This is a genomic window from Primorskyibacter sedentarius, from assembly GCF_004342065.1.
GTDB lineage: Bacteria > Pseudomonadota > Alphaproteobacteria > Rhodobacterales > Rhodobacteraceae > Primorskyibacter > Primorskyibacter sedentarius.
Genome location: NZ_SLZU01000017.1, coordinates 18,596 through 30,774, shown reverse-complemented (window position 1 = coordinate 30,774; position 12,179 = coordinate 18,596). Strand labels below are relative to the sequence as shown.

Genomic DNA, 12,179 nt, shown 5'->3' with positions numbered 1-12,179 from the left:
GCTCAGAAAGGGCGCCAACCATGTTGGGGCCTGAGTGACGGAAGGGTGGCGCGCCAGTAATGCCCCTGGAACGGTTGGTCGTGCTGACGGTCAATCGCAATGCCCATCAGCGCACAGTAAAGCAACGTCCCCACCGCCCCGTGTGACACGGTCACCAGATCACCCAAGGCGTGGTCGCGGGCGAGATCCCGTACCGCTGCCTCGATCCGTGCTTGCGCGTCGACGGCCCTTTCCCAACCACGGAAGCTTTCGCCCGGGTGGGAAAAGAACCTGTCAGCTGCTTCTTCGAAATCGGCAGGGCATAGGAAGCCGGTAGCGCTGCGATCATTTTCGCCAAGCCGGGCATCGGTCAAACAGGCGATACCCAGATGCGACGACAAAATACCGGCGGTGTCCTGCGCCTTGCGTTCTTCGCTGCAAATCAGCGCGGTCGCCCCGGCCACGACCGGAGACCGGGCCAGAACCGATGCACGGTGCCGACCAACGTCGCTCAACCCCCATTCAGGGACCGGCACCGAAGGGTCGATATTCACTTCGGGGTGGCTGACAAAGACAAGCTGCGCCAAGCACTTACTCCGGCAGCAGAACGGGACCCTTGTCGGCGAACGACATGGTGATCTTCGCGCCAGGTTCGAGCGGGGCATCAACATCATCGTGCACGGCAAAGACCTGACCGAAGGCACCGGTGAGCGTGTATTCCATACGCACGCCGACATAGGTGGCCTTGGCGACCGTGGCGGGAATGCCCCGGTCCGCCCCGATCAGCAGCCTGGAGGGGCGCACCGCGATGGTGCCCGGGCCAGTCGCCATTCCACGCGACGGCAGAGAATGGCGGTAGCCTTCGATCTCGATGGTGGCCATGTCCCCCTCTACCGCGACGATCTGGCAGGCGATCAAATTCGCCTCGCCAATGAAATCGGCCACGAAACGGTCGTTCGGCGTATCGTAAAGCTGCCGCGGCGTTCCGATCTGGGCGATGGCGGCATTGCGCATCACCACAATCTCGTCAGAGACTGCGAGCGCCTCTTCCTGATCGTGGGTCACGTAGACGACCGTCAGGCCAAGGTCCTGCTGGATGGCGCGAATGTCCTCCCGCACCTGCCTGCGCAATTTGGCGTCGAGATTTGACAGCGGCTCGTCGAACAGCAGCACCTGCGGCTCCAGCACCAATGCGCGGGCGACGGCCACACGCTGTTGCTGACCGCCGGAAAGCTCTGACGGAAGACGCGCGTCGAACCCCTTGAGCCCCACCAGATCCAGCCCCGCCAGCGCCCGGCTGCGGGCCTCGGCTTTGCCAAAGCCAGAAAAGGTAAGCCCGTACGTGACGTTTTCCAAAACGCTCATATGCGGAAACAGCGCGTAGGACTGAAACACCATCGAGACATCGCGGTCGGTTGCGGGCAGCTTGGTCACGTCGCGGTCGCCGATCAGGATACGGCCCGAACTGGCCATCTCCAGCCCGGCGATCATGCGCAGCGTCGTGGTCTTGCCACAGCCCGAGGGGCCAAGCAAAGTCACCAGCTTACCCGCCTCGACATGCAGGTTGATGGCGTCCACCGCGACCACATCCTTGCCGAACCGTTTCGTGACGGCCTCGAACCGGACCGGGGCAGCTTTTGACGAGATGGTGGCTGTCATACCGGGGTCTCCGTTACGAGTTGCGTGCGCCGACCGATGCGAACCCGCCCGACGAGAAGTTGCAGAATGCCCACCGCCGCCAGCATGACGAAGATCAGCGTCGTGGAATAGGCGATTGCGAGCCCGTAATCGTTGTTCTCGACCCGGCCGATTATATAGCTTGTCGCCATGTCGTATTCCGCCGAGACCAGAAAGATCACCGCTGAAATCGCCGTCATCGCCCGCACGAAGCTGTAGACCAGGGCCGCAAGGATCGCGGGGCGCAGCAACGGCAGGATCACCCGCCGGAAGGTCTGCCAGGAATTCGCGCCCAGCGTCAGCGACGACTCGTCAAGCGAGCGGTCAAGTTGGGACATGCTGGCGATGCCCGCCCGCACGCCCACCGGCATGTTTCGGAAGATGAAACTGATAACAAGGATGATGCCAGTGCCGGTGATTTCGATCGGCGGGACGTTGAATGCCAGGATATAGCTGACCCCGATCACGGTTCCGGGGATAGCGAAGCTGAGCATGGTGCCAAATTCGAACGCGTTCTTGCCGGCAAAGCTTTGGCGTGTCAGCAGGTAGGCTGTCACCAGACCCAGCGCGGCTGTCAGCGGTGCGGCGATGGCCGCGATTGTGATGGTGGTCCAGAAACTGTCCCATGCGGCCCCGGTCCAGCGGATGCCCGCCTCTTCGAAACGGACCGAAAACGCGGTGACGTAATGCTTGAAGGTGAGCGAATTGTTGACGCCCCAAAGCTCTACCACGCTGCCGTAAAGGATCATGGCGTAGACGATGATGGTGAACGCCGCCCAACCCAACGCGATGGTCAGCACCGGAACCGACAGGCCCACGGGCATCAGCGGGTGCACGCCCGCATCGCCTTTGCCGGTGACGGTGGTATAGCTTTTCTTTCCCAGCCAAGCGCGCTGCGCGTAAAAGGCCGAAAGGGTGAAGAACAAGAGCACCATAGCCAGAACGGCGGCACGGCCCTGATCGTATTGCGCGCCCACGATGGCAAAGAAAATCTCTGTCGACAACACGTCGAAATTGCCGCCAAGCACGAGTGGGTTGCCGAAATCTGCCATGGATTCAATGAACCCAAGCAGGAAGGCATTGGCCAGCCCGGGCCGCATCAAGGGCAAAGAGACCGTGCGGAAAGTCTGCCATTTGTTGGCGCGAAGGGTCTGGGCGGCTTCCTCCATCGAGGGCGAGACACCTTCGACCACGCCAATCAATACGAGGAAAGCGATGGGTGTGAAGGCCAGCACCTGCGCGATCAGCACGCCGGGAAAACCGTAAAGCCAGCGGGTCGGCGGGATGCCGAACAGGTCGGCGACGAATTGCGTCACGCTGCCCGAAAGCCCGAACAACAGGATCAGTGCAAGGCCGATGACGAATGGTGGCGTGATGATGGGCAGCACGGTCAGCGCCCTCAGACCCCGCTTGAAGCGAAAGCCCGAACGGGTGACGACAAGCGCAAAGCACAGGCCAAGCGCGGTTGTGATGACACCGACGGCAATGGCAAGGAAAAGCGAATTCCAAGCTGCCCCGCAGCGCGCGCCCCAAAGGCAGCCCAGACCCCAGAGCCGGTCATCAAAGAACTTCGCGAAGAAAACGGACAGGGAATAGGTGCCGTCCTCCGTCACGAAGGCGGCAAACAGCATCTTGGCGATCGGGAAGAAAACAAACGCGGTGACGATGGCAATCACGCCACCGATGGTGCTGACGACGAAAACGTCGCCGTTGATTGCGCCACGGGCAGCAATGCCCTGTGTCAGCAGAAACAAAAAGGCCGTCGCACAGATCATCGCGCCGTAGCCCATGCCGTACTGTCGCGCGTCCATCTCGCCAAAGAGCGCCCGAAGCCAGTCGTAGCTGAAGCCGCGAATGCCGATGCCAAAGCCCTGCGCGATCAGCCAGCCAAAGCCCAAAGCCCCGGCGAGGATAAGGATTTTTGCGTATAGCGGGTCCGACTTGGGTCGGCGCAGCACCAAGAGCGGCAGGGCCAGAGGGATCAGCAGCGGGGCCAGCCAAAGCTTCTCTGCCTGGGCAATCAAAAAGGCACCGGGGGCGTAATCCGTATCGAAAGGATAGCCACCCACCAGCCAGCGGAAAGACCACAGGCCGTCCTCGACCATGTACCACGGCAACAGGCAGAATCCGACCCATCCGGTAACGATCCAGAAGATCAGGACGGGGTTCGCACCGCCAGGGTTATCTGCCCCCACCCTTCCGCCATGAGGCCCCCGGGCGGGTCCGGGGCGCGGCGCGCCCCGGGTTTCCACGCTCATCCCGGGTTACTGTGGCAGGGTCGAGACTTCCTCGTCCCACTTCTGCAACAGCCGCTTGCGTTCGTCGGAGGAGCCGTACTTCTTGAAGTCGTAATCGATCAGCTTGATCGTCGACATGTCGGGCGCCTTGTCAGACGTCTGGGCGCCTGTGTTCGACGGCACCTGGAACGCATTGACTTGCAGGGCGAGGTTCTGCGCTTCGGCCGAAAGCGCCCAGTCATAGAACTTCTTGGCCTCTTCTTCGTTGCGCGCCCCGTCGATGATCGACATCGAGCCGATTTCATAGCCGGTGCCTTCGCATGGTGCCACGACCTTGATCGGGAACCCGGCCGCTGCCTGCGCGACGGCGTCATGCATGAAGACGATCCCGATGGTGGATTCGCCGCGACCCGCTGCCTTGATCGGGGCAGAGCCCGACTTGGTATACTGGTTTATGTTTGCGTGCAGGCCCTTCATGAAATCAAAGCCTTCGTCCTCGCCGAAAATCTGAACCATGGACGCCAGGGTGGTATAGGCGGTGCCCGATGAATTCGGGTTCGCCATCTGCACATGGCCCTTGTAGTCAGGTTTCAGAAGGTCTTTCCAGCAGCTCGGCTCTGGCAGGTTGTTATCGGCCAGAAGCTGAGTGTTGTAGCCATAGCCAAGCGCGCCGGAGTAAATGCCGATCGTACGATTGCCGGCGCTTTCGGCCTGCGAAATTGCCCAGTCGTGCAATTCGCCGCGCATGGGCGAGTTATATTCCATGGTCAAGCCTTCTTCGGCCGCCTGCAGATGCGGATCACCGGTGCCGCCCCACCAGACATCGCCCTTCGGGTTGGTCGCTTCGGCGCGGATCTGCGCAAAGGTTTCGCCCGATGATTTCCGCGTCATGTTTACGTCGATGCCGGTTGCATCTTCAAAGCTGCGCGCCATCAACTGACACCAGTCTTCCTGCGCCGAGCAGTAAAGCGTCAGCTTGTCAGCGTATGAAGCCGACGCCGCGCTGATGGCAAGGACCAGTGTTCCGACAAATGTGTTACCAAGTTTCATATTTATTCCTCCCATGTGTCATTCAGAGCGGTTTTACCGGCTCTTTCGATGCGCCCTCCTCCCGGGCACATCGCCAGACCGTCACAGTCGGCAGGTTTTTCACAGATATTGCAAGGGTTTTCGCGAACTGACAGAGTTGCAGCCGTCCCCGCCTGCGTCGCAAGCAAGAGGTGACAACGCGCGTTTATCTGAACCGCGTCAGACCAACGATCAGCGCGATTGGTCCCTCTGGCACCATCGACCCAACACTGGGACTGGCCAGCAGACGATGCCTCGGAACTCGCCGCACATTCCTTCTCAGGGCCTCGTCGCGGTCGTCGAGAGGCTGGTATTCATCGCGAGTGAACGACACACCGGCTGACGCCGGTGGCATCATTTTGCGGAATGTAATTCCAGGTACTGCATAATGATGTCGTCTGTCACATTTCCCGAGGTGGTCGAGAAGTATCCGCGGGCCCAGAACCGTCTGCCCCAGTAACGCTTGCGCAAGTCGGGAAACTCCATCTGGATGCGACGCGATGACCGGCCCTTGATCCGCTGCATCACGTCCGACAGCGACAGCTTGGGCGGGATTGACAGGAACATGTGGACATGGTCCCGCGCGAGCACCCCGCGTACGATAGGGACGCCCAGTTCCTCGCAGGTCTGGCGGATGATCTCGCGGATCCGTTCCCGCATCGCGCCCTGAAGAACCTTGTAGCGGTATTTCGTGACCCAGACGACGTGCAACCTGTGGTAAAATCGCGTGTGCGCGGATGACGAATAGCGCATGATGTTCTCTCCTGAATTTTGAAGCCATACGGACAAGCCGGGCTTCAAAATTCAGGAGAGAACATCAGAACAAGATACGCTGAAGCGGACCGGCTGAAAGCCGGTGGTTTATCTCCAATAGGTGGAAAATAAAACGTCGACAAAGCGGTCGCAGCGCCTGAGTCTCAGCCCCCGCGGCGGGTGATCAGCAAGACGTGCTGACGCATAGTCGCATTTCGCTCGGCCAATCGACGTTTTGCCATTGCCAGCTTGAGCCGCATCGCCTCAAGCTGAAGCAGCGCCCTCTCGCGACGTTCGAAAAGCATGCGTATGCGCGAGCCGGGATTTCCGATTTTCGACCCTACCGGCCGACTGGCGACGGGGAACCAGAGGTTGACCTCCCGCAGGGCCAGATGCCATGCCCGATCCGCTTCGAGGTAACGTCGATATGTCGCCGCCAATGCCCGGCGCCTTGTCAAAAGTTCAGCGTGCATTCCATCCTCCCAGCCGAAGCTCGCTTTCTCTTTCCATCCATTCTACCTTGCCCGCCCTGTTTGTGGAACGTCCATTTCTGCCTTTCGGTTCTGCACTGTTTCGGCAACCGACCGCTGTACCTCTTCGGGTTGTTCGGCAAGGGCCTCGGCCAAGGCGCGAAGATCCCGGCGCGCCTGATGCAGGTGGTCAAGCAGGTTGAGCACGACAGGCACCGTATCGCTTGGTAGCGACAGTTCTTTCCTCAGGTCGCACAGCAATTCGATACGTGCCAGATCCAGTTCGTCGAACACCGGCCCCTTTGTGCTGCTTGAGGGACGCACCCATCCCTGCCGGACCCAAAGCCGCAATTCCCTTAAGCTGACGCGTTCCACATGTTCGACAACATCGTGTTCTTTGACCCTCATGTTTCCCTCCGCAGGTCCTTGCGCGGATCGAAACCGGCGTGATCGCGCCAGCTTTCCGCGAGTTCCTCCATCTTTGCGTCGATGTGATCCGGCAGGACGATCTTGAGCCGGACGAACTGGTGCCCAGCCGCGCCCTTGCCCGGATCAATGCCCTTGCCCTTGATCCGCAGGCGCCTGCCCGATGACACACCTTTGGGGATCGTCATCGTCACGGGGCCAGAAATGGTCGGCACCTCGACCTTCGCGCCAAGTACGGCCTCGTCAAAGGTGATCGGCAGGTCGACCTCGATATCATTGCCGTCGCGCTTGAAAACGGGGTGCGGGCGAACTGCCACCGTCACCAGCGCATCCCCGGCCGGTCCTTCGCCAAAGCCCGGCCCGCCCTTGCCGCGCAGGCGAAGTGTCTGCCCATCCTTCAGCCCCGGCGGGATGGATATCTCGATCCGGTTGCCATCCGGCATGGTGACCCCGCGTTTGGCCCCTCGCGCCACATCCATGAAATCCACATCAAGATTGTAGCGCAGGTCCTGACCACGGGCGTGAAAACCATGGCCGCGCGCCCCCGCCCCGCCCTGCTGTCGACGCCCGAACAAATCAGAAAAAATGTCCGAAGCATCCTGAAAACCGCCGGTGTCCCCTTCTGGCGCGTACCGTCCCCCGGCGTCTTGATCGGCATAGTGATGATAGTACTGCCGCTCGGGCCGTTCCTGACCACTGGCATCGATCTCGCCCGCGTCGAAGCGCTTGCGCTTTTCGGGGTCGCCAAGAAGATCATTCGCTGCAGAGACCGCCTGAAACTCGGCATGTTTGGCGGCATCTCCGGGATGAAGGTCCGGATGCAGCTGCTTTGCGAGCTTGCGATAAGCCTTCTTGATCTCGTCCTGTGTCGCAGTCTTCGCTACGCCCAAAACGGCATAAGGATCGACGCTCATGCTGCACCCATCACACGCAAGTCTCCAGCTTTCCTGACCGGCTGAAGGAAGGAAGGGCGATCACGACACGCCGACTCGCTTCGATCATCCGGGTCGGTTTACAGGTACAAAAGGTTTGCACGTCTCGCATTGCGATGGATCAAATGGCCATGCTTGGCGCGCCAAACAAAAAACGCCGCCCGCCTGATCGGCACGCGGCGCTGATCCTTTCGCTTCGACCACTCACTGCCCTATTGTTCACCAACGGGGCGGTGATGGACGTGAAGCGTCGTGAATTCTTAGAAACGCAGCTGAAACTTGCGGATCAGCATGACGCCAAGGCGCAGTTGATCCCGCGATCCGGCCTCTACGATGGGAGAGTCTTCTGCATCCCCGGCAAGCCGTTCCCAGGCCAGACGGCCCTCAATGGCGGTCTTGGCGCCCAGATCATGGCGAATTCTGGCTTCGGCACCGAAGGATCGGATGCCGCCATCCGGATCATAGGCCGACAGGGCGGTGGCAGAGTTGGGCACGCCAAATGCGTAGTCCATATATTCATCATCGCCAAAGCCGACCCGAGGTCCGAAGCTCAGGCTGGTTGCGCCGGAAATCTCGTATTTCGCATCCGCGCCCAGTTCGCCGACAAGACCCTCGTGGCCTGTCACGCCCTTGCGCAACTGGCCGAAGACCTGAAACCCTTCCCATTTGTAGGTGGCTTTCAGGCCAAGTTCGACGGCCGCGTCATTGTCCGGGATGCCGTCAAGCTCGTCGAAATCGTCGCTGTCGCGCTCTGCCAGATACCGAAAGGACGGCCCGAGAGACAAACCCAGATCATCCGGCGAACTGGAGAAATTGATGGAACCAAAGCGAAGCTCGTTCAGCGATGCGGTTCCGGTCGGACCCACAGAATATTCATCCGAGCCCTCGTATTCCGGCGCGAACTGCGCGCCCAGGCCCAGTTCGAACCCGACAACACGGTCCTGCGCGAGGGAGACGGTCGGCGCAAGAATACCCGCTGTAACCAGCGCTGCGACGCTTACCAGGCTCTTGATCGCCCGGACCGGCATCAAGATGCGCTCGGACACGTCTTTTTGGCATTCCATGGCGATTCTCCTTCGCAGCATTGGCACTGAATATGCTACTGACAAGAGGTTAAGCAATCTTGCTTGGTTTGTAAGGGTATTTTTATTGGCCATATGCGCATTCGGCGCAACACGAAGCCGCCTGCCCGCTTAAACGGCAGAGTCAGGCGGGCACCCAGTACAGCCAGGCCGTCAGAACAATGACAGGCAACCGGGAAGACCTGCGGGCAGCACCAGCGCTGCGCCCGAGGCGTAAAGGGTCCTGCCAAGGTTCGGCTCGCCCGATCTGACCGCCACCCAGTTTGGCCCGTTTCCGATAACCGCCACGCCCGCTGGCATGCGTGAAACGAAATCTTCTGCGGGGAAAAGGACCACCGCGCCGGGGGCGGCATCGGTAAAGCGCATGACAATCAGTTGAAGCCCGAACCAGCCGACGATGACTGCGGCAAGTGACAGGCCCCATGTTCTAATAGTCATGGATGTGTTCCAGCCGCAGACCTTGTGTGTCCAGCCTGCGCAGGTGTTCGGACAGCTCCGCAACGGGCAGCAGGATCAAATGGCGTGTGTCGCCATAACCCTGCCGCGCGAAACTGTAGATCGCGCCCTCAAGTTCAGATCGATCCGATGTCACCGTGAACAGGATATCGTCATTGCCGGCAATTTCGACAAAGTCGCCACCGGCCTGAGCCATTTCGGACAGAAGGCCGGTGAGCGCACGGTACCGAGGCGTCTCGATCTCTGTCCCTTCGTCGTGAAGGGCGATGACCTCGACACCCTCGTATGCACCGAGAGCCTCAGCGCTTAGCCCACGCAGGATCATGCGCAATCGCAGCGCGTCAGGCGGAACATTGGCGACAGCCGCCGCGATAAGTTTCGCATAGCGCGCCTTTGCACCATATTCCAGGCCAAGCGCCACCCGCCTCTCGCGGTCGCGGAACGAACCGGTGGCAACGTCGCCAAGCGCTGCGGCATCGCGGCCAAAGTCCCAGCGATACCAGGGAACCTGCTGCAAGAACCGGCTGTATTCTGTGGCCTGCTGCGCAGACAGATCATCCAGCGGCGCACGCGTATCGCCCCGCACCCAGGTTGCCACACGGCCAAAGGTTTCCTCGTACAGTGCCTTTGCCAACAGCTCTAATGTGAAGCTGGCCCCAATGGTGTAGACGGTGGATTTGAACTCTGCAGGAAAGCCGCCATAGGGGCCAGAGGCCTGCGACAGGCTGCACAGCGACGTCCAGAACCCGGCAATCGAGGACAGATACCGATAGTCATGAGGATCGCCATCGCGGATCACCCTGGCATAATCGTCATAGGCATGAACGATGTGCCATTCGGGATAGGTAAGCAGCGTCCGACCCTCGGGGCGATGATGCTCGGGGGGCAGAATGGATTCGTAGGCAACGGCTTGCCCGCTGGGGCGGCAGGCAAGTTCGACATATCCGATGGGGGTCAGCAAACCGCCCACGAGCAACAGCGCCGATATCCCCAACCACTTGAGAAGTGACCTCACAGACCGCGCCCCAGCCGAAGCCCTGCGATCAATGCCACGCCGCCAAGTGCGATATGGGGAAGATTGGCCAGCACGCGAAACAGCGTGAACGACAGCCCCGCAGAGGGATTGGTAAAGATCCCAAAGTCGAGATAGCCATAGCCCGTGAAAAACCCGAACACGCCATCCCCAAGGTAAAGCGCCCCGAAGATGACCAGAAACACCTTGCTCGCCCGCGCGCCAAGCAATGCTGCAGTCAGTGCCCAAAGAGCCGAGACCAGATGCAGCGCGTCGTCAAACAGGTCGAGCGCAAAGATCCCGAAAGCAAGCCCGTTCTGGTCGGTAATGCCGGGCACATAGTTCAACGCCGAGGCCCCCAAAAGAACAACGAAATACCCGAGTGCGAATTTCTGTATCAATGTCATAGCGTGCCCAGATACCTGTCCCAAAGATTGTTTCGCAGCAGCAAGTCCGGGTCCAGACGCCTTTTTGCAGCCGCGAATTCCGGCGCGCGCGGATAGGCGCGGACAAGCTGATCTGGCGTAGCATGCGGTCGATAAGGTAAATAATAGGTGCCACCGATGGCAGTCACCCCGTCGATCAGATCTTGCGTCATCCGCTGCATGTCCGCTTCGGCGCGAAGGGTCATTTCCTGACTGAACGACATCACTGCCGCGATCCGGGGTTCTGGCGCGTAGGCAAGCCAACTGTCCGGATCAGTATCCACGAACCGCAAAGTCACGTTGAGAAACTCTTGGTACGATGCGGGGATGACAGCACGGCACAGAGCGAGAAAGTCTGCAAACCGGTCGGGCGAGACGAAGTATTCGTGCAGAATATCCGTGCGGTCAGGGTTGCGATCGTCCAGCGTTGCCACAGGTTCGTTGATCAGGCTGTTGCGGGTCGCCGCCCCGCTGGCGAGCCGCGGCGCAAGATCAGCCTCGAACCACCACCGCAGGTGTTTCATCCGCTCATTTCCCATCTGGGCGCGATATATCCGGCTGGCAAATCTGGCCGCAGCACCCGAACCGCTGGCGGCGGGCAGATCGCTTTGATCCGCCGTGGCGCGATAGGTGATCAGCAATGCCTCTGACATGAAGTCGGCGCGATCCACGCTCAGCCGCCCATAGGCCATCGTCACGGCGTCATCCGTCAATGCCTGGGTAAACCGGTCGGCGAAACTTTCCGCAGGCATTCTGTCAAAAGTAGGTTCCAGCCGTTGGTTCTGCGCAAGATCGACATCCATCTGCGTGATCAGACCTGTCAGCCCGTAGCCGCCCATGGTCATGGCAAAGAGATCGGCATTCTCCCTTCGCGAACAGGAGACGAGCGCGCCGTCTGACAGCAGCATTTTGAACCCACGGACCGTGCTGCCCATCGGCCCTTCTTTCACAGGCCATCCATGTGCATTGACGCAAAACGTCGCCGCGATGCCGAAATCATTGTTGGATTGCATCACGCGGGGCCCCAGCCCAACCGGATCGGCGGCCGCAATGACGTCGCTCCACCTAGCCCCGGCATGGACACGCATCATGCGGTTGGCGGTATCCAATTCGACACGACCGTTATCGAAGGTAATCGCATGGCCGTCGCGCGGAATGGCCTGCCCGCCCATCGAATGACGCGCGGCACCGATATTGACGGGCCTGCCATTCGCCCGGGCGTCTGCCAATTCAGCCCTCAGGGCCGCAACCAGCCCCTCGCCGGGATCATCTGACAGGGTGATGTGACGGAAAACCGGCGTCTCGCTCAGCCCGCTTGCGTCGTTCAGCATGCCGGGCACTTCGGGCGTGGCAAGAGACGGAACACCGTCCAGCGTGGGGTTGCGTGCAGACATCCCGCGGGTCACGAAGCCGCCCAGCACAGCGCCGCCACCAAACAGAGCCGTACGCCTCGTCAACTTTCCTAGATCGGCCAAACCTCTTGAACCTCGTACTGAACACGTTCTGAAATAGGTGCTTCGATCATTACAGACCAGATTATAATCAATGATTGCCGGGGGCTGCACAATTACCCCACGTGACCGCGCGCTGATACCGGAATCTTACTGCGTTGCCACCAGTTCAACGAGCGTGTTCATGTGCCCAAAAACGCCCATCGCGCAG

At 60.3% G+C, this 12,179-nt stretch carries 13 protein-coding genes; all 13 read right to left on the bottom strand.

Annotated elements, in window-relative coordinates; all coding sequences use genetic code 11:
- Positions 1–2: 2 nt before the first annotated feature.
- Positions 3–566, bottom strand: coding sequence for a histidine phosphatase family protein (locus tag EDD52_RS18175; RefSeq protein WP_132247624.1), 564 nt, complete (start codon positions 564–566; stop codon positions 3–5).
- Between the two features lie 4 nt (positions 567–570).
- Positions 571–1,638: an ABC transporter ATP-binding protein gene (locus EDD52_RS18170; protein WP_132247622.1), complete on the bottom strand. Its 1,068-nt coding sequence runs from the start codon at positions 1,636–1,638 to the stop codon at positions 571–573.
- Entirely contained in the window at positions 1,635–3,914 is a 2,280-nt protein-coding gene (locus EDD52_RS18165) for an ABC transporter permease (protein WP_132247620.1), read from the bottom strand. Before EDD52_RS18165 ends, EDD52_RS18170 begins: the two co-directional genes overlap by 4 nt.
- Before the next feature lie 6 nt (positions 3,915–3,920).
- Positions 3,921–4,943 carry an ABC transporter substrate-binding protein gene (locus EDD52_RS18160; protein ID WP_132247618.1) on the bottom strand — a complete coding sequence of 341 codons (1,023 nt, stop codon included), beginning with the start codon at positions 4,941–4,943 and terminating at the stop codon, positions 3,921–3,923.
- 372 nt (positions 4,944–5,315) lie between these two features.
- The gene (gene tnpA, locus EDD52_RS18155; protein ID WP_132247616.1) at positions 5,316–5,714 is read right to left on the bottom strand and encodes an IS200/IS605 family transposase; all 399 of its coding nucleotides are present in this window, start codon (positions 5,712–5,714) and stop codon (positions 5,316–5,318) included.
- A 164-nt stretch (positions 5,715–5,878) separates the two neighbouring features.
- The gene (locus tag EDD52_RS18150) at positions 5,879–6,187 is read right to left on the bottom strand and encodes a hypothetical protein (RefSeq protein ID WP_132247614.1); all 309 of its coding nucleotides are present in this window, start codon (positions 6,185–6,187) and stop codon (positions 5,879–5,881) included.
- A 42-nt stretch (positions 6,188–6,229) separates the two neighbouring features.
- Positions 6,230–6,592, bottom strand: coding sequence for a chaperone modulator CbpM (locus EDD52_RS18145; RefSeq protein ID WP_132247612.1), 363 nt, complete (start codon positions 6,590–6,592; stop codon positions 6,230–6,232).
- Entirely contained in the window at positions 6,589–7,524 is a 936-nt protein-coding gene (locus EDD52_RS18140) for a DnaJ C-terminal domain-containing protein (RefSeq protein WP_132247610.1), read from the bottom strand. Before EDD52_RS18140 ends, EDD52_RS18145 begins: the two co-directional genes overlap by 4 nt.
- A gap of 278 nt (positions 7,525–7,802) precedes the next feature.
- On the bottom strand, positions 7,803–8,606 hold the full coding sequence (locus EDD52_RS18135; protein WP_165907578.1) for a MipA/OmpV family protein: 804 nt from the start codon (positions 8,604–8,606) through the stop codon (positions 7,803–7,805).
- Positions 8,607–8,777: 171 nt separating this feature from the next.
- Positions 8,778–9,062 (bottom strand): hypothetical protein, encoded by a 285-nt coding sequence (locus EDD52_RS18130; protein ID WP_243652003.1) that lies wholly within the window; start codon positions 9,060–9,062, stop codon positions 8,778–8,780.
- Positions 9,052–10,095, bottom strand: a complete 1,044-nt coding sequence (locus EDD52_RS18125) for a hypothetical protein (protein WP_132247606.1) — start codon at positions 10,093–10,095, stop codon at positions 9,052–9,054. Before EDD52_RS18125 ends, EDD52_RS18130 begins: the two co-directional genes overlap by 11 nt.
- On the bottom strand, positions 10,092–10,499 hold the full coding sequence (locus tag EDD52_RS18120; protein WP_132247604.1) for a hypothetical protein: 408 nt from the start codon (positions 10,497–10,499) through the stop codon (positions 10,092–10,094). The genes EDD52_RS18125 and EDD52_RS18120 overlap by 4 nt, the downstream gene beginning before the upstream one ends.
- On the bottom strand, positions 10,496–11,974 hold the full coding sequence (locus tag EDD52_RS18115; protein ID WP_243652002.1) for an FAD-binding oxidoreductase: 1,479 nt from the start codon (positions 11,972–11,974) through the stop codon (positions 10,496–10,498). The genes EDD52_RS18120 and EDD52_RS18115 overlap by 4 nt, the downstream gene beginning before the upstream one ends.
- Positions 11,975–12,179: the final 205 nt, after the last annotated feature.

Bases quoted from the DNA above. Each gene is read 5' to 3' on its own strand.
- EDD52_RS18145 (WP_132247612.1), bottom strand. From the start codon at position 6,592: ATGAGGGTCAAAGAACACGATGTTGTCGAACATGTGGAACGCGTCAGC.
- EDD52_RS18165 (WP_132247620.1), bottom strand. From the start codon at position 3,914: ATGAGCGTGGAAACCCGGGGCGCGCCGCGCCCCGGACCCGCCCGGGGG.
- EDD52_RS18120 (WP_132247604.1), bottom strand. From the start codon at position 10,499: ATGACATTGATACAGAAATTCGCACTCGGGTATTTCGTTGTTCTTTTG.
- EDD52_RS18160 (WP_132247618.1), bottom strand. From the start codon at position 4,943: ATGAAACTTGGTAACACATTTGTCGGAACACTGGTCCTTGCCATCAGC.
- EDD52_RS18130 (WP_243652003.1), bottom strand. From the start codon at position 9,062: ATGACTATTAGAACATGGGGCCTGTCACTTGCCGCAGTCATCGTCGGC.
- EDD52_RS18135 (WP_165907578.1), bottom strand. From the start codon at position 8,606: ATGGAATGCCAAAAAGACGTGTCCGAGCGCATCTTGATGCCGGTCCGG.
- EDD52_RS18140 (WP_132247610.1), bottom strand. From the start codon at position 7,524: ATGAGCGTCGATCCTTATGCCGTTTTGGGCGTAGCGAAGACTGCGACA.
- EDD52_RS18170 (WP_132247622.1), bottom strand. From the start codon at position 1,638: ATGACAGCCACCATCTCGTCAAAAGCTGCCCCGGTCCGGTTCGAGGCC.
- EDD52_RS18150 (WP_132247614.1), bottom strand. From the start codon at position 6,187: ATGCACGCTGAACTTTTGACAAGGCGCCGGGCATTGGCGGCGACATAT.
- tnpA (WP_132247616.1), bottom strand. From the start codon at position 5,714: ATGCGCTATTCGTCATCCGCGCACACGCGATTTTACCACAGGTTGCAC.